The 17113-nt window shown below is 53.6% G+C and carries 19 protein-coding genes; 4 read left to right on the forward strand and 15 right to left on the reverse strand.

The features are described from left to right. Position 1 precedes the first annotated feature (1 nt). The 4 genes from C1N64_RS06545 to C1N64_RS06560 form a co-directional block, all read right to left on the reverse strand. Positions 2 to 838, reverse strand: a complete 837-nt coding sequence (locus C1N64_RS06545) for an alpha/beta fold hydrolase (RefSeq protein WP_033740283.1) — start codon at positions 836 to 838, stop codon at positions 2 to 4. Positions 839 to 1482: 644 nt separating this feature from the next. Continuing rightward, a complete protein-coding gene (gene speD, locus C1N64_RS06550; protein WP_033740284.1) occupies positions 1483 to 2292 on the reverse strand; it encodes an adenosylmethionine decarboxylase in 810 nt (269 codons plus the stop codon). 28 nt (positions 2293 to 2320) lie between these two features. Beyond that, on the reverse strand, positions 2321 to 3184 hold the full coding sequence (speE, locus tag C1N64_RS06555; protein ID WP_006117716.1) for a polyamine aminopropyltransferase: 864 nt from the start codon (positions 3182 to 3184) through the stop codon (positions 2321 to 2323). Positions 3185 to 3291: 107 nt separating this feature from the next. Then, positions 3292 to 3639 (reverse strand): YacC family pilotin-like protein, encoded by a 348-nt coding sequence (locus C1N64_RS06560; protein WP_006117717.1) that lies wholly within the window; start codon positions 3637 to 3639, stop codon positions 3292 to 3294. 159 nt (positions 3640 to 3798) lie between these two features. Between C1N64_RS06560 and cueO the strand changes: the two genes are divergently transcribed. Continuing rightward, on the forward strand, positions 3799 to 5400 hold the full coding sequence (cueO, locus tag C1N64_RS06565; RefSeq protein WP_394515343.1) for a multicopper oxidase CueO: 1602 nt from the start codon (positions 3799 to 3801) through the stop codon (positions 5398 to 5400). A gap of 2 nt (positions 5401 to 5402) precedes the next feature. On the opposite strand, the gene C1N64_RS06570 is transcribed toward cueO, so the two are convergent. Then, positions 5403 to 6686: a cystathionine gamma-synthase family protein gene (locus C1N64_RS06570; RefSeq protein ID WP_185199902.1), complete on the reverse strand. Its 1284-nt coding sequence runs from the start codon at positions 6684 to 6686 to the stop codon at positions 5403 to 5405. A gap of 234 nt (positions 6687 to 6920) precedes the next feature. Here C1N64_RS06570 and hpt point away from each other — a divergent pair, with 234 nt between their 5' ends. Further along, entirely contained in the window at positions 6921 to 7466 is a 546-nt protein-coding gene (gene hpt, locus C1N64_RS06575; RefSeq protein WP_006117719.1) for a hypoxanthine phosphoribosyltransferase, read from the forward strand. Positions 7467 to 7525: 59 nt separating this feature from the next. Here the strand turns inward: hpt and can are convergent, their stop codons facing one another. Then, on the reverse strand, positions 7526 to 8191 hold the full coding sequence (gene can, locus C1N64_RS06580) for a carbonate dehydratase (RefSeq protein ID WP_033740288.1): 666 nt from the start codon (positions 8189 to 8191) through the stop codon (positions 7526 to 7528). A 106-nt stretch (positions 8192 to 8297) separates the two neighbouring features. Here can and C1N64_RS06585 point away from each other — a divergent pair, with 106 nt between their 5' ends. Then, on the forward strand, positions 8298 to 9224 hold the full coding sequence (locus C1N64_RS06585) for an ABC transporter ATP-binding protein (RefSeq protein WP_006117721.1): 927 nt from the start codon (positions 8298 to 8300) through the stop codon (positions 9222 to 9224). Next, positions 9221 to 9991 (forward strand): ABC transporter permease, encoded by a 771-nt coding sequence (locus C1N64_RS06590; protein ID WP_006117722.1) that lies wholly within the window; start codon positions 9221 to 9223, stop codon positions 9989 to 9991. Before C1N64_RS06585 ends, C1N64_RS06590 begins: the two co-directional genes overlap by 4 nt. A 51-nt stretch (positions 9992 to 10042) precedes the next feature. On the opposite strand, the gene panD is transcribed toward C1N64_RS06590, so the two are convergent. From panD to thpR, 9 genes are all read right to left on the reverse strand, one after another. Beyond that, positions 10043 to 10423 (reverse strand): aspartate 1-decarboxylase, encoded by a 381-nt coding sequence (panD, locus tag C1N64_RS06595; RefSeq protein ID WP_033740289.1) that lies wholly within the window; start codon positions 10421 to 10423, stop codon positions 10043 to 10045. A gap of 51 nt (positions 10424 to 10474) precedes the next feature. Next, the gene (gene panC / locus C1N64_RS06600) at positions 10475 to 11329 is read right to left on the reverse strand and encodes a pantoate--beta-alanine ligase (protein WP_006117725.1); all 855 of its coding nucleotides are present in this window, start codon (positions 11327 to 11329) and stop codon (positions 10475 to 10477) included. Positions 11330 to 11344: 15 nt separating this feature from the next. Then, on the reverse strand, positions 11345 to 12139 hold the full coding sequence (gene panB, locus C1N64_RS06605; protein WP_033740290.1) for a 3-methyl-2-oxobutanoate hydroxymethyltransferase: 795 nt from the start codon (positions 12137 to 12139) through the stop codon (positions 11345 to 11347). An 83-nt stretch (positions 12140 to 12222) separates the two neighbouring features. Then, positions 12223 to 12708, reverse strand: a complete 486-nt coding sequence (gene folK, locus C1N64_RS06610) for a 2-amino-4-hydroxy-6-hydroxymethyldihydropteridine diphosphokinase (RefSeq protein ID WP_033740291.1) — start codon at positions 12706 to 12708, stop codon at positions 12223 to 12225. Beyond that, complete coding sequence (gene pcnB / locus C1N64_RS06615) at positions 12705 to 14123, reverse strand: polynucleotide adenylyltransferase PcnB (protein WP_203232196.1); 1419 nt, start codon at positions 14121 to 14123, stop codon at positions 12705 to 12707. The genes folK and pcnB overlap by 4 nt, the downstream gene beginning before the upstream one ends. Before the next feature lie 86 nt (positions 14124 to 14209). Then, positions 14210 to 15091, reverse strand: coding sequence for a tRNA glutamyl-Q(34) synthetase GluQRS (gene gluQRS, locus C1N64_RS06620; protein ID WP_110268090.1), 882 nt, complete (start codon positions 15089 to 15091; stop codon positions 14210 to 14212). A 70-nt stretch (positions 15092 to 15161) separates the two neighbouring features. Continuing rightward, on the reverse strand, positions 15162 to 15617 hold the full coding sequence (gene dksA, locus C1N64_RS06625) for an RNA polymerase-binding protein DksA (protein ID WP_006117731.1): 456 nt from the start codon (positions 15615 to 15617) through the stop codon (positions 15162 to 15164). Between the two features lie 247 nt (positions 15618 to 15864). Beyond that, the gene (gene sfsA / locus C1N64_RS06630; protein WP_110267840.1) at positions 15865 to 16569 is read right to left on the reverse strand and encodes a DNA/RNA nuclease SfsA; all 705 of its coding nucleotides are present in this window, start codon (positions 16567 to 16569) and stop codon (positions 15865 to 15867) included. 11 nt (positions 16570 to 16580) lie between these two features. Beyond that, on the reverse strand, positions 16581 to 17108 hold the full coding sequence (gene thpR, locus C1N64_RS06635) for an RNA 2',3'-cyclic phosphodiesterase (protein WP_394515344.1): 528 nt from the start codon (positions 17106 to 17108) through the stop codon (positions 16581 to 16583). Positions 17109 to 17113 lie beyond the last annotated feature (5 nt).

A 17113-nucleotide genomic window follows, 5' to 3' on the forward strand; every position in this document is an offset into this window, starting at 1 on the left:
CTCAGACACCAATCTGACTAAAAATAGTGTTGAAGGCGGCAGCGGTCCTTTCCCGGCTGCGCTTGCCTTCCAGATCCAGAAAATGTCCCGCATCCCTGATTTGATAAAAGCGCGTTTTATCCGACTCGCCGCATATCTCTTCGATGTTTTTTTGCGGCGTATGAATATCCAGGTCGCCGTTGATAAAGTGAAACTGGCAGGCCGAGTTATCAATAATGTTTTTGTAGTCGTGGTTGCGCAGCGTGGCAATCTGCTCAAGATGGAAACGCCCCTGACGGTATTCAATCTCATCCAGCGACGTCAGATGCCTGAAGTTGCAGAACTTCATTTTATTCGGCAGATATGCACCCACTTCGTCATTCATCAAATGCGCAAGCTCGACAAAGTTCTTCTCTTTTGAAAACAGATTGGCTTGCTTCACGTAAGTCCGCATACGGTCATTAAATTCAAAGGAATAGGACGCGATGATGGCATGTTCCAGGCCCTCTTCACCGTGATTCAAGAGCTTGAGAGTCGATGCGCCGCCCCAGGAGGCTGAGGCAATAATATTGGGCTTATAAATTGAAATCAGCTCGCGAATAATCGTGACTTCATCATCAAGCGTGACGATATGGCAGCCCTGTTCGTTGAAGGGTTTTGATTTGCCTGAGAATGGAAGATCAAACGTAATGACATCTGATTTATCCGCCAGGAAGCGTTTCCAGTTGCGGAAAGAAGACGAGGTTGCCAGTGCACCGTTAATCAGGATGGTCCTGTTACGGGTCGGGACACTGCATTTTGTTAACTCCACATAAATGTTAAGTTCATTTATGTTTACTACAGAATAACCGTGACTCATATCACTCTCCCCACCAGAAAACATCATCAAATATTAAAGTTTTCTAATGTATATCACAGCAAATGGTAATCATTAAGTTATTTTTATGTTTTATCGCTGTTTTTAATCCGCAATCTTTCATCTTATTGATTTAAAGGTGTTTATAAATTAAATGATCCTGATTTTTCTCCATCACCTTAGTTTTCATGGAAAATTAAGTGACTTGAAAGGCCGTTAAAGTGTGATTTTCCTCATAAAATCCAGGCGAGGAAAGAGAGGCTGGTCTTTTTTATAGTGTCATAAAACTTTATTATCCTTACTGTATTCATGGTAAATTTAATTAATGTTTTCTCGTGAGCGAGAACGGCATGGCAGGGATTGCTGTGGTGAGTTTGTGTTAGTGCCACACTGTGGCCTGTTACTGGCAGGCGTTGCGGGACGATCTCAGAAGTAGCGTCTTCACAACAGAACGCAGGGGGCGGCTGATTTATTTCACGGAAGAACGTCGTAACGGGTCTGCCAGTCTCACCATCGCAAGATGACATGCCGCGAAAGAAAGGCAGCCGGGGCTATCCTGGTTCGCAGGGCGCAATAAGTGGCCCTGAACGGGCTGTAACAGATAACAGGCATACGAAAGAGAGAATGCCCCGCAAAGGGGGCATAACTTAGTAGGTTTTTAATCCCACAGACGGAATATTGCGACCGTAATAAATCTCACGCATCTCTTTCCACAGCAGGTCAGTAATGCGTTTGTGCTCCTGCGGTGTCAGATCTTCCGGGCGGGTATTAAAGAGATAATGTTTTAAATCGAATTCTTTCAGCAACATCTTGGTATGGAAGATGTTTTCCTGGTAAACATTCACATCAACCATATCGTACATCCGCTTCATATCGTCGGACATGAAGTTTTGGATGGAGTTAATTTCATGGTCGATAAAGTGTTTAACGCCGTTCACATCACGTGTAAAACCCCGTACGCGGTAATCCACAGTGACAATGTCAGATTCCAGCTGGTGAATCAGGTAATTGAGCGCCTTAAGCGGTGAGATCACGCCGCAGGTTGAGACCTCAATGTCTGCACGGAAGGTACAGAGGCCGCCTTCAGGATGGCTTTCCGGATACGTGTGCACACAAATATGGCTTTTATCAAGATGCGCGACCACGGAATTAGGCAACGGGCCGGGATGCTCAGACGTATCAATATCTTTAGGATCAACAGGTTCTTCACTGACCAAAATCGTGACGCTGGCACCCTGTGGCTCATAATCCTGGCGCGCAATGTTCAGCACATTCGCACCAATAATCGAACAGGTTTCGGTCAAAATTTCCGTCAGGCGATTGGCATTGTATTGCTCATCAATATAAGCAATATAACCATCGCGCTCGGCTTCGGTATTCGCATAGCAAATATCGTAGATACAAAAACTCAGGCTTTTGGTCAGATTATTGAAGCCATGCAGTTTTAGCTTTTGCAATTTTATTCACCCCCTTATAAATGATCGATCAGCGCGTCTCTGACAGAGCATTCAACAGATATTGTGGCAGAGCAAAGCTGCCCGTGTGGATCGCCGGTGTGTAGTAACGGCAGTTCAGGCCCGAGGCCGCAAAGCGCGCCTGCAGAAGGGCGGGATCAAGCTGGCGCAGGGCCGGATTATCGCTTGCCCAGGCAAAGGTCATGATGCCGCCGTAGTAGGTTGGGATGGCCGCCTGGTAAAAACTGACATCGGCAAAGTAATGGCTGAGTTTACGATGGCTGTTAACCGCTTCATCCTGCTGCAGGAAGCAAACGCCGTTCTGGGCAACAAAGATCCCATTTTCATTCAGCGCATTTTTACAGCCCGCATAAAAGTCGGACGTAAACAGGCTTTCGCCAGGCCCAATGGGATCGGTACAGTCAGAGATGATAACGTCAAACTTTTCGGTGGTGCGGTTGACGAAATTCACACCATCATCGATGACCAGATTAAAACGCGGATCGTCGTACGCACCAGCGCTGTGGTTCGGCAGATACTGACGACAGAAGGTCACCACGCCGGCGTCGATCTCGACCATGGTGATTTTCTCAATGCCGGTATGGCGGGACACTTCGCGCAACATCGCGCCATCGCCCCCTCCAATAATCAGTACGCTTTTGGCGGCACCATGCGCCAGCAACGGCACATGCGTCATCATTTCGTGATAGATAAATTCATCACGTTCGGTCGTTTGCACCACGCCATCCAGCGCCATAACGCGGCCCATCGCCGCATTTTCAAAGATGATTAAATCCTGGTGGGCCGTTTTATCACGATAAAGCTCTTTATCGACGGTAAAATACTGGCCAAAGCCGGTATGAAGTGTTTCATACCACATCTCGTTTTGGGCCATGATGGGGCTCTCCTTCGTGACATTGCCATAAAAATCGGCGAAACATCATAGCTAACTATGATAGTCGTTGCACGGTCAAATGTCTGACGGGAGAGCGGGCTGGGGAGCTACTTTACATAGGCAAGCAAGCTGAGAGAATCTCTGGCCAGCGACTTACATTTTTTGTCGTTGGCAATCGCGATACCGCTTAAATCACGGTAACTGTCTTCACCCAGGGCTTTCATGTTGTAGTTGTTGTAATTGCTTAAATCCCAGCGGTTTTGCTGGGCAAAAAACACCAACGCCTTGCGGATCTGCGCATCGGGCAAATCCTGATAGCCACAGTCGTTCTTGAGATAAACGAATACCGCAGTCAGATCGGCAAGATCTTCTGCTTCGGATTCGCTCAGGGCAAAGCTGGTGGAGGAGAAGCCGAAGAGTCCTGCCAGTAGCAGGATCCTGATGCTCTTCTTCATAGATATTCTCATGTAATAGTCGTCTGAAAGACGTTAGCACAGTTGTGTAAAGATTTTCGATCAATTTACGATTTTTGGGGCATTCTGCCTGCTGATGCTTGACCTTGCCATAAGGGCAGGGTTTAGGCTTGAGGTCATTTCGTTACAAGGATGCGGATTATGCAACGTCGTCACTTTCTGAAACTGAGCGCGGTACTGGGTGCTGCAGGGGCGCTGCCGCTCTGGAGCCGATCCCTGATGGCGGCCAGTCGGCCACTGCTGCCGGTTCCTTCCCTGCTGGACGCGGATGCGAAAGGAGAGTACAGCCTGACGGCGATGCCGGGCATCAGCCAGTGGCAGGGCAAAGACGTACCCACCTGGGGCTACAATGGCAGCCTGTTGGGGCCCGCAATTCGGCTCCAGCGTGGCAAGGCGGCCACCATCAATATTCATAACCGGCTTAGTGAAGCGACGACCCTGCACTGGCACGGTCTGGAAATCCCCGGCGAGGTGGACGGTGGACCGCAGGGAATCATTGCGCCGGGCGCCACGCGTCAGGTGACGTTTACGCCGGACCAGCCTGCCGCCACCTGCTGGTATCATCCTCATCTGCATGGCAAAACGGGTCATCAGGTTGCCCAGGGGCTGGCCGGCATGATTGTGTTAGAGGATCAGCCGTCAGGGACGCTTCGTCTGCCTAATCAATGGGGCACCGACGATGTTCCACTGATTTTTCAGGACAAACAGCTCACCTCATCCGGTGACCGCATCGATTATGAGCTTGATATTATGCGGGCCGCAGTGGGCTGGTTCGGCGACATGATGCTGACCAACGGTGCGCAGTATCCTCAGCATGCCGTACCGCGTGGATGGTTACGTCTGCGTTTGCTTAATGGCTGCAATGCCCGTTCGCTGCATCTGGCTGCCAGCGATAAACGCCCACTGTATGTGATTGCCAGTGACGGCGGTCTGCTGCCTGAGCCGGTAAAGGTCGATTCCCTTCCGCTCCTGCCGGGCGAGCGCTTTGAAGTCATGGTCGATACGTCCAATGGCAAGGCTTTTGATATCGTGACGCTACCTGTTTCGCAAATGGGCATGACGCTGGCTCCCTTCGATCGGCCCCTGCCGCTGGTCAATATCATTCCGCTGCGGATCATGGCCAGCGCGACTTTACCGGATCAGCTAGCCACATTACCGGCCATACCGAAAACGGACGGTCTGCCATCGCGCTGGTTACAACTCAGTATGGATCCCCAACTGGATCAGCAAGGTATGCAGGCGCTGATGGCACGCTATGGCGCAAAAGCGATGGGGAACGGTGCGCACCATGATATGGCTATGGGCGGTAATGATCATGCGATGCAGCACGACAGCGCGTCCCAGGGAATGGATCATCAGAAGATGGACCATGACGGGATGGCCGAGACTGCCTACGATTTTCACAATGGCAATAAAATCAATGGCCAGCCATTTGATATGACGCGGCCAGCCTTTGATGTGAAGCAGGGCACCGTTGAAAAATGGACCATTTCCGGTGAAGGCGACAGCATGCTGCATCCTTTCCATATTCACGGCACCCAGTTCCGTATTCTTTCTGAAAATGGCAAGCCACCTGCGCCACACCGTCAGGGCTGGAAAGACATGGTCAATGTCGACGGCTGGCGTAGCGAAGTGCTGGTGCGCTTCAACCACCTTGCCGCCGCCGATCATGCGTATATGGCGCATTGCCATTTACTGGAGCATGAAGACACCGGCATGATGCTGGGCTTTACCGTGACCTGATATCAGGCCTGCGCCAGCGCCAGACGGATATCCTCCACCAGATCCCCGGCGTTCTCGATACCGATGGATAAGCGTATCGTCGCGTCGGTGATCCCGATGCGCTGACGCACTGTATCCGGCACGCCAGAATGGGTGGTGGTGGCAGGATGGCTGGCAAGCGATTCTGTCCCGCCCAGACTGACGGCCTGTTTAAACAGCGTCAGAGCATTCAGGAAACGAAACGCTGCAGGTTGTCCGCCGACAATGTCAAAAGAGAAGGTTGAACCGGCCCCGGTGCATTGTTCCCGATAGGTTTTGCCTGCCGGGCTGTCTGCATCCAGATACGGTAACCAGTGCAGGGCGGCGACATCAGGATGTGTACGTAAAAAGGCGGCGACGGTTTCAGCGTTATGACAGGCTTTTTCCATGCGCAGCGACAGCGTTTCCAGCGAACGGCCAATCATCCAGCTTGAATGCGGATCAAGCTGAGTGCCAATAGCGCTACGCAGAGCGCGGATCGGCGACATAAGTGTTTTGTTTCCCATCACCGCACCCGCAATCAGGTCAGAGTGACCGCCCACATATTTCGTCAGGGAATACAGCGATAAATCCGCGCCCAACGTGAGCGGTTGCTGAAAAATCGGCCCCAGTAAGGTGTTATCACAGGCGACGACCGGGCGTGAACCCTGCTGACGATCGATCTCGTCCGCAATACGGGCCATCAGCGCGATATTCACAAGGCTGTTCGTCGGGTTTGCCGGCGTTTCCACCAGGATCATGGCGACGCGTCCCTGCGCCATTGCACGCTGGGCGGCCTCGCGCACTTTGGCTTCATCATGCCCGTCAGTGAAACCCACCGCATGAATGTCAAGGTTGTGCAGGGTTTTACTGAGCAGCGTTTCCGTACCGCCGTACAGGGGCTGGGAATGCAAAATCACTTCCCCTGGTCGCGTAAAGGTCAGCAACGCCGTCGAAATGGCCGCCATGCCGGAGGCAAACAGCGCGCAACTTTCGGCCTGTTCGTAGAGAGCGAGGCGGTCCTCAACAATCTCACTGTTGGGATGATTAAAGCGGGAATACACCAGTCCGCCACTTTTACCTTCGGGAGGCTGACGGCGGCCGGAAACATAATCAAAAAAATCGCGGCCTTCTTCTGCACTGTTAAACACAAAGGTGGAGGTCAAAAAGACCGGCGGTTTCACGGCCCCTTCAGACAGGCGCGGATCATAACCGTAGTTCAGCATTTGTGTTTCGGGATGCAGTGGGCGGTCGCCGACGTGCGTTTTTTTACTTGAGGGTGAAGTCATTGAGATCTCCCAATAAGGTCGCTAACTGCATAACGATATGTCGATAAAATCGTATCATGCAGCTATTAATGCGGCTAAATGCCGGGTTGTTCTAAGGTAATGCTGTTTGTGCAACTGCCTGCACACAGGTGAAGATTTTTAGTGCACGTAAACGTTTGCGTTCTCTGCGCGGCGTCAGTAGGGACTTCTGTTATGGTAGACTGCGTGGCTTTGTGAGAGACCGGGCTGAAGGCAATGAAACACACTGTTGACGTAATGATCCCTGAGCAGGCAATCGCCGCGCGCATCGCGGAACTGGGCAAAGAAATTACCGACCACTACCGCGACAGCGGCAGCGATATGGTGCTGGTAGGGCTACTTCGTGGCTCATTTATGTTTATGGCGGATTTATGCCGCGTGATTGACGTGCCGCACGAAGTGGATTTTATGACCGCCTCCAGTTACGGCAGCGGGATGTCCAGCAGTCGCGATGTCAAAATCCTCAAAGATCTGGATGAGGATATCCGCGGTAAAGACGTGTTAATCGTTGAAGACATCATTGACTCAGGCAATACGCTCAGCAAAGTGCGGGAAATCCTGCGTCTGCGGGAGCCAAAATCCCTGGCCATCTGTACGCTGCTGGATAAGCCTGAACGCCGTGAAGTCGACGTTCAGGTTGAATTCGTGGGCTTTGCTATCCCTGATGAATTCGTGGTGGGCTTTGGCATCGATTATGCGCAGCGTTATCGCCATCTGCCTTACATTGGCAAAGTGGTTCCCCTCGAATCCTCAGGCGAGTGACCGCACATTCTTCCAAGGCTCTGACCTCTGGATTCGTGTAGGCTTGTCGCGCGCGTGCGTCAGGGGCGGTGAAAATCGCCACTGACTAACAGGTTAGCCATGCCGTGACGATAGCGTTGCTCCAGGTTTTCGCGGCTGTTCGCGGTAACATTCAGGTTACGCAGGCAGCCATCCTGAATACCGTAGACCCAGCCATGTAGCGAGACTTTACGTCCACGCTTCCAGGCCGATTGCAAGATGGTGGAATGCCCCAGATTGTAGACCTGCTCAACAACGTTGATTTCGCAGAGTTTATCCAGACGTTTATCGGGCGGCAGTTCACCCAGCAACACGCTATGCTTGTACCAGAGATCGCGAATGTGCAGCAGCCAGTTATCAATGAGCCCTAACTCCGGGTTATCCATGGCAGCCTGCACGCCACCGCAGCCATAGTGGCCGCACACGATGATGTGTTCAACTTCCAGCACTTCAACCGCGTACTGCACCACAGAAAGGCAGTTAAGATCGGTATGGATAACCAGGTTGGCAACGTTACGGTGGACAAACAGTTCACCTGGCTCAAGACCGGTCAGACGTTCTGCGGGGACGCGACTGTCTGAACAGCCAATCCAAAGGAAACGTGGTTTTTGCGCCTGAGCCAGTCGCTCAAAAAAACCAGGATCTTCTTTGACCAGTAATCTGGACCACTCGCGGTTATTACTGATCAGGGTATCAATGTCTGTCATGGCGTTAAGCAACCTGTTACTGCGCATTTGCGTGCGCGTACTATAGGCGAAGGCTTCCTAAATTCAAACGGCATTACAATGCCATAAAACAGGGTATGTATTCAGAATGACCTATGCACTGGAACTTTCCCGGCTGACCAAGACCTATCCCGGCGGCGTACAGGCGCTCAAGGGCATCGATCTTAACGTCGAAGCCGGTGATTTTTATGCGCTACTGGGACCCAACGGCGCGGGCAAATCGACCACCATCGGGATTATCAGTTCGCTGGTGAATAAGTCGGAAGGCAGCGTCCGCGTCTTTGGTTACGATCTGGAAAAAGATGTCGTCAATGCCAAACGCCAGCTGGGCCTGGTGCCGCAGGAGTTCAATTTCAACCCGTTCGAGACGGTCATGCAGATCGTGGTGAACCAGGCCGGTTACTATGGTGTTGAGCGCCGTGAGGCCCTTCAGCGGGCCGAAAAGTACCTTAAACAGCTCGACCTGTGGGAGAAACGTCACGAAAGGGCGCGCATGTTGTCTGGCGGGATGAAGCGCCGTCTGATGATCGCCCGTGCTCTGATGCACGCGCCCAAACTGCTGATTCTGGATGAACCTACCGCCGGGGTGGATATTGAACTGCGTCGGTCGATGTGGGTTTTCCTGAAAGATTTGAATGCGCAGGGGACGACCATCATTTTGACGACTCACTATCTTGAAGAAGCGGAAATGCTGTGCCGCAATATCGGCATTATTCAAAATGGTGAACTGGTTGAAAACACCTCAATGAAATCCCTGCTGTCGAAGCTCAAATCCGAAACCTTCATTCTGGATCTGGCCCCGCGCAGCCCGTTACCGTCGCTGGAAGGTTTCCAGTACCGGTTAGTGGATACCTCGACGCTCGAAGTTGAAGTCCTGCGTGAGCAGGGGCTGAACAGCGTGTTTAGCCAGCTCAGCGCACAGGGCGTTCAGGTTCTCAGTATGCGTAATAAAGCGAATCGTCTGGAAGAGCTGTTCGTCGGCCTGACGCAAGGAAAAACAGGAGCAAAAGCATGACACATTTGTACTGGGTGGCGTTAAAAAGCATCTGGGCCAAAGAGGTGAACCGGTTCGCCCGCATCTGGATCCAGACGCTGGTGCCGCCCGTGATCACCATGACGCTGTATTTTATCATCTTCGGTAACCTCATCGGTGCGCGCATCGGCGATATGAACGGCTTCAGCTATATGCAGTTCATTGTGCCAGGGCTCATTATGATGTCGGTGATCACCAATGCGTATGCCAACGTGGCATCGTCGTTCTTTAGCGCCAAGTTTCAGCGCAATATTGAAGAGTTGCTGGTGGCACCGGTACCGACGCACATTATTATCGCTGGCTATGTCGGCGGCGGCGTCGCGCGCGGGATCTGTGTCGGTGTGCTGGTGACCGCCGTTTCGCTGTTCTTTGTGCCGTTTCATGTGCATTCATGGCTGATGGTGGCCATTACGCTACTGCTAACCGCGGTACTGTTCTCGCTGGCGGGACTGATTAATGCGGTGTTTGCCCGCACGTTTGACGATATCAGCCTGATCCCCACGTTTGTGCTGACACCGCTAACGTATCTGGGCGGCGTGTTTTATTCGCTGACGCTGTTACCGCCCTTCTGGCAGGCAGTATCAAAACTTAATCCGGTGGTTTATATGATCAGCGGTTTCCGCTTTGGCTTTCTGGGCATTCACGATGTTCCTCTGACCTTGACCATGTCGGTACTGATTGCCTTTATCGTGGTGTTTTATATCGCCGTGTATTTTCTGATTCAGCGGGGCCGCGGATTGCGGACCTGATACCGGCGAAAAAAAAGCAGCGTTAGCGCTGCTTTTTTTATGCGACCAGACTCAGGCCAGCTGCACCGGCAGGGCTTTCGCCAGACGCTTCATCTGGTTATCACCTTCAAAGTAGGCCACTTTAGGCTGCCACTGGCGCGCTTCTGCATCATCGACCTGGACATACGAGCAGATAATCAGGATGTCGCCTTCACAGGCACAGCGCGCGGCCGCACCGTTGACCGAAATGATTTTCGATCCGCGTTCAGCGGCAATGGCATAAGTAGAGAAACGCTGACCGTTGGTCACGTTATAAATATCGATAGCTTCATATTGCAGGATGCCAGAAGCATCAAGGAAATCCTGATCGATGGCGCAGGAGCCTTCATAGTTGAGGTCCGCCTGCGTGACTTTAACGCGATGCAGTTTGCCTTGTAAAACCGTGCGAATCATAGTCAGAAACCTTGTTATACAGCCAAAAAGAGTGACCCTCAGCCTGCAAGACTACTGCGTGAGGTCTACCTGTTGATTATCGATCAGCCGTGCATTCCCCAGCCAGGCGGCCATTAACACGACGGCTCGCTGACTGTCCACCGTCAGAGGCTGCAGCGTTTCCGCATCACAGATGGCCAGGCCATCCGGACGCAATCCTTTTTCCTGCAGCGACCGCGTTGCGTCTTCAATAATATCGTCAATCTGCCGTTCACCATTAGCCAGTCGGGCGGCCATCGCATTCATCACCTGGCTGAGGCCAGGTGCCAGCTTACGCTCATCTTCAGTGAGGTAGCCGTTACGTGAACTCAGGGCCAGACCGTCCCTGGCTCGCACCGTAGGCACGCCGACAATCTCGATATCGAACCCCATGTCTGCCACCATTTTACGAATGATGGCTAACTGCTGGAAATCTTTCTCGCCGAAGCAGGCGATATCGGGCTGAACCAGATTAAACAACTTGCTGACGATGGTCGCCACGCCGCGAAAATGGCCGGGACGACTGGCACCTTCCAGTAAAGATGAAAGCACCGGCACTTCGACAAAGGTCTGATTAGCCAGCCCGTGTGGATACACCTCAGCAGGCGAGGGCGCAAAGACGACATCCACCGCATGGCGGTTCAGTTTCTCACAGTCTTCCTGCAGCGTGCGCGGGTAGCGCGCCAGATCGTCAGGCCGATCAAACTGCATCGGGTTAACGAAAACCGACACGATCACAATATCGGCCCGCTCACGCGCTTCATCTACCAGCGTTAAATGCCCTTCGTGCAGATTGCCCATCGTGGGCACTAACGCAATACGTTTACCTTGCTGACGCCAGCGGCGCACTTCACGGCGCAGCATGGGCAGAGTGTCGATGATCAGCACTGCCATTCTCCTGAATTACTGGAAACTGTGTTCCGCTGCGGGGTAGCTTCCTGCTTCAACCTCAGCAATGTAGCGGCGAATGGCGGCACGGATGTCGCCTGTCTCCGCCAGGAAATTTTTTGCAAATTTAGGGATATGTCCACCGGTAATGCCAAACGCATCGTGCATCACCAGAATTTGTCCATCGGTCACGTTGCCTGCGCCAATACCAATCACCGGAATCGCCAGTGCCTGCGTTACGCGCTGGGCCAGGGCCACCGGTACGCATTCCAGCACCATCAGCTGTGCGCCTGCGGCCTCAAGCGCCAGCGCGTCAGCCATAAGCTGCTCTGCACCGGCTTCATCACGTCCCTGCACTTTATAGCCGCCAAAAATATTTACGGACTGTGGCGTTAAGCCCAGATGACCACACACGGGCACGGCGCGTTCGGTCAGCATGCGCACGCTGTCGGCCAGCCATGCGCCGCCTTCCAGCTTCACCATATTGGCCCCGGCGCGCATGAGCTGCGCCGCGTTATCAAAAGTTTGCTGTGGTGTGGCATAACTCATGAAAGGCAAATCGGCTAACAGGAGCGCGTGAGGCGCACCACGACGGACGGCGGCGGTATGGTAAGCAATATCACTTACCGTGACGGGCAGCGTGGAATCATGACCCTGCACCGTCATGCCAAGCGAGTCACCAACCAGCAGAACCTGAATGCCTTCGTCAGCAAACAGGCGGGCAAAACTAAAATCGTAAGCGGTCAGCGTCGCGAATTTTTTACCGCTCGCTTTGCACTGACGCAGATGAGAAAGGGTGGTGGGTTTCATGACGATCTCAGCTCAGAAATTCAGATGGACGCATTTTACTGTATCGCGTTGCTGAGCGGAATCTGTGACGCGCGAATAGATGGTCAGCTGTGCCAGGGACGGATGCTGGCGCAGTCAAGCGTTGCCATAAGCGGCTGGAGCGGACGGCCATCAGGCAGGCGCAGATCGGGCGCAATTTCCAGCAGCGGCACCAGCATAAACGCACGGTTCAGCATATCGTAATGGGGGACGATCAGGCGTTCGCTGTGAATCTGCTCTGGACCAAACAGCATAATATCAATATCCAGCGTGCGTGGCCCCCAGCGCTCGGCTTTGCGCACCCGGCCATGTTCCCGCTCGATGCGCTGCGTCTCATCCAGTAAGGCCTCAGCCGACAAGGTGGTCTCAAGGGCTACCGCCGCATTGAGATAATCGGGCTGATCGGGTGGGCCATAAGGTGGCGTGCGGTAAAAGGACGAGGTGGCGATGCGCTGAACATCGGTGAGCGCATCCAGCGCTGACAACGCTGCATCAATCTGATGCAGCGGATCGGCAAGGTTACTGCCTAATGCCAGATAAACGCGCGTCATGACGCGTTAGAGTTATCACGACGGGGCGCGGAAGAACGACGACGCGGGCGGCGCGTACGGCTGCGCGGTGCCGGATCGTCTCCCAGCGTGTTGAGCATGGTTTTCTGCTGCGGCGGCGCAGCGACCTGGAACTCTCCCCACCACTTACTCAGGCGCAGCAGCTCCGGGTTATTTTCCACTTCAGCCCGCAGGGCCAGCAGATCATAAGCCGCACGGAACTTCGGATGCTCCATCAGCTTCCAGGCGCGTTTACCGTGACGACGGGACATGCGTAACTGCAACTGCCAGATATCACGAATCAGCGACGTAATGCGCTTAGGAATGGCCAGCGCACGGCAGGCTTCATCCAGCGTATCATTCATCGCCAGGGCAAACGCATCGTAATAAGTCAGGCCGCTTTCCTGCGCAATGCGCTCGGCGGCTTCAAGCTGCGGATACCAGAACATGGCCGCGAACAGAAACGCCGGATTGACGCGCATATCATTTTGAATGCGGTTGTCCGTATTCTTCAGCACCTGGGCGAGCATGCGCTCCATATGGCTGTCGCCCTGTTCGGTAAAGTTGCGTGCCAGCGTAGGGAACAGCGGCTGGAATAACTGATATTCACACAGTTTTAGCCAGGTACTGTAGCCATAACCGGCCTGAAGCAGCTTTAGCGACTCTTCAAACAGGCGCGCAGCAGGTACATCGCGTAACAGCGATGCCAGGCGGGGAATGGGCTCTGCCGTTTCAGGAGCAATGCGCATATTCAGTTTGGCCGCGAAGCGCGCGACGCGCAGCATGCGCACCGGATCTTCGCGATAGCGTGTTTCCGGATCGCCGATCAACCGAATGATGCCTTGTTGCAGATCGTTCAGGCCGCCAACATAATCCCGCACCGAAAAATCGGCCACGCTGTAATACAGGCTGTTAATGGTCAAATCACGCCGTTGGGCATCATCTTCAATACTGCCGAAAATATTGTCCCGTAGCAGCATACCGCTCTGGGCACGCTGGGAATTATTGTGATCTTCGCTGTTCTCTTCAATCTGATGATGACCGCGGAACGTAGCCACTTCGATCACTTCCGGACCAAACATCACATGTGCCAGGCGAAAACGGCGGCCAACCAGACGGCAGTTGCGGAACAGTTTACGCATCTGCTCCGGCGTGGCGTTTGTGGTCACGTCGAAGTCTTTAGGCTTCTGCCCCAGCAGTAAATCGCGAACGCCACCGCCCACCAGGTAGGCCTCATAACCGGCTTTATTCAGACGATACAGCACCTTGAGGGCATTTTCGCTGATGTCTTTACGTGAGATGGTGTGGCTTTCACGAGGAATGATGGTCATATGACTCTCAGGTTCAACCTCTGCTGGTGCTTCCTCGTCATCACGCTTCAGGACTTTCCGGCAAAAATTAGCGACTCGGGTAAAAATGGGACACCTCGACAGTGACAATTAGGGTGTAGGTAAAATCAGCGGCTAATCATAGCCTGTTGTGAATCATTTGAGAATGCTGTTGTCTATGCATCCGCTCTCAGGGCGTTATCATGCGGTATCAAAGCGATATTCCACTGCTTCACAGCATCAGACAGCAGTTTCTCCTGAGAATCGTCCTGCCAGCCTTCGCTGACCGGCTGTCCCAGAAACCGTAAGGCCTGCACCAGGCACGGGCGCGGATCGCCATCCGGCAGCGCGGGCGCATGATTTTGCTTAGAAAGTTTGTGTCCGTCAGCAGTGATGGCCAACGGCAAATGCAGATAATCCGGAACGGCCCAGCCAAACTGTCGATAAAGGGCAATCTGCCGCACCGTCGGCTCGATTAAGTCTGCGCCACGCACGATCTCGGTGACGCCCTGATGATGGTCATCAACCACCACGGCCAGATTGTAGGCAAACAGGCCGTCGCGACGATGGATAATAAAATCCTCTTCAGCCAGCCGCCGATCGGCCACAAGCGTGCCCCGTAACCGGTCTTCAAACTGGAAAACCGGCGCATGCTGACGCAACCGCAGTGCCGCATTCTCCGGACCTGAACCTGCATCCCGGCAGTGCCCGTCGTAAAAACCACCCAGCTGCTGAATGCGGCTTCGGCTGCAGGTGCAGTAATAACTCTGCCGGTGCGCTCTTAACCACTGTAGGGCGTCCCGATAAGCGTGATGGCGCTGTGACTGCCACATGACTTCACCGTCCCAGTGCAAACTGTACTGTTCTAACTGGTGCAGAATACGCGTGGCGGCTCCTGCGACTTCACGGGGAGGATCAATATCCTCAATGCGTACCAGCCAGCGGCCATGCTGCGCGCGTGCGCTAAGGTAACTGCCTAAGGCAGCGATCAGCGATCCAAAGTGGAGTTCACCAGAGGGAGACGGCGCAAAGCGCCCGATACAGGATGAGAATGCCATAGGTTTCATGAACCAGACGGCGGAAAAAGAGGGCCTTTTCCCGCCGCATGGCTGCAGTCAGACGGCAACATTAGCCCGCCATTTGCTTCTCACGAATTTCTGCCAGTGTCTTACAGTCGATGCACAGATCGGCCGTCGGACGCGCTTCAAGACGGCGGATACCGATCTCAACGCCACAGGAATCGCAATAGCCAAAGTCGTCATCTTCAACTTTCTTCAGCGTTTTTTCGATCTTTTTAATGAGCTTGCGCTCGCGATCGCGGTTACGCAGTTCCAGGCTGAATTCCTCTTCCTGAGCGGCACGGTCAACCGGGTCCGGAAAGTTAGCGGCTTCATCCTGCATGTGTGTAACGGTGCGATCAACTTCGTCCCGCAATTGATTACGCCAGGCTTCCAGAATCTTGCGAAAATGGTCCAGTTGCGCGTCATTCATATACTCTTCGCCCGGCTTCTCCTGATAAGGCTCCACCCCAGCGATGGCGAGAATACTCAGGGACGATGTTTTACGGTTTTGCCCTTCTTGCATGTTGTTTCTCCTGGATAACACGCACTATACCCTTCGATTGCCATCGGCCAGTATATTCACACTAACCTTCATTGATGACGCACTCTTGGGTACATCGATCCCCCAACGGGGAAAAACAGGCCGCTATAAATAACAGAAGCTGTCAAGGTTGGCAATTATTCCTGCGCCCATCTTGACAAGCCTGTGAGGAACAGCGTAGTTGGCCCCTGACAGAAGATAGTCCTATCACAGAAGGATGCCAGTGATATTACAACGTTACGTCAACAGCCGTTGTAATAAACATGCCTTCTGATGACAGTTCTGCCCGGTACGCCAAAATTTCCACGCCACTCAGCCGCGCCTGTACCAGTTGTTCTGCGTAAGCCGCATCGATGTGACGCGCCGGGGAAACGTCCTCAATCCCCGAGTGCAGAACGGCAAACAACAAAACGGCCCGATGACCTTCTGCCGCAGCCTGACTCAGCTCGCGCAGGTGTTTTTGTCCTCGAATCGTCACCGCATCCGGAAAATAGCCTTTACCTTCCTGTAAAAGCGTTACGGATTTCACCTCAATATAGCACTCAGGTCGGTCCTGTGCTGTAAGCAGGAAATCAATTCGACTTTTTTCGCTGCCGTATTTTACTTCAGCCCGACACGCTTCGTAGCCCGACAGCGGCAGAATTCGGTTTTCGCTTAACGCCTCCTTTACCAGTTGATTCGCGCGCAACGTATTCACGCAAATCCAGTGGCCTTGCTGCGTCTCGGTCATCTCCCAACTGTGCGGATACTTGCGTGTCAGGCTGTCGGACGTGGAGTACCACACGGTATCACCCGGCGTAGCACAACCGGTCATGGCGCCGGTGTTGGCACAATGGATGGTGAGCGTCTCGCCTTCCGGCGTAATGACATCCGCCAGAAAGCGTTTGTAACGGGTAATCAGACGTGCCGGTTTGAGGGTGGGAGAAAAAAGCATAGGGCTCCTGATTATGACTGTAACGGCCAGGTGGCCAGTGTCCGGTAGCGCGTCCGCCCTTTTACGTACTCTGAGGCAAAAAGCGAAAACTGACTGGCCGTAAAGCGCCAGAGAAAGCCGCGAGGGGGCAGGGCAACGGGTTGCGTCGCCGAGCGCAGCAGGGTGATGTGTGGATGAAAAGGCTGAGCGGGCTGCTCACAGCCGTGCCGGGCGGCCTGGGCACGCAGCAGACTTGCCAGCTGCAGCAATCCCCGGGGTGGGCGCTGACAGCCCAGCCAGACCACGCCGGGGCGCGGCCAGTGCCCCGCATCATCTAACGTCACATCAAAAGCAGGCTGATGGATGCGCGAGGCCAGGGTTTGCAGCTGTTTTGAGGTCTCCGCTGAGACCTCGCCCAAAAAAGCCAGCGTCAGATGAAGGTTCGCGGCCGCAATCGGGCGACCTGCCTCCTTACTGAAGGTCTCAGCTCGCCACTGCACCAGTTGCTGTTGCAGGTCTTCGGGTGGGGCAATAGCAAAAAATAAGCGCTGTAACGCCATGGCGG

It is taken from the genome of Pantoea sp. SGAir0215 (genome assembly GCF_043543215.1).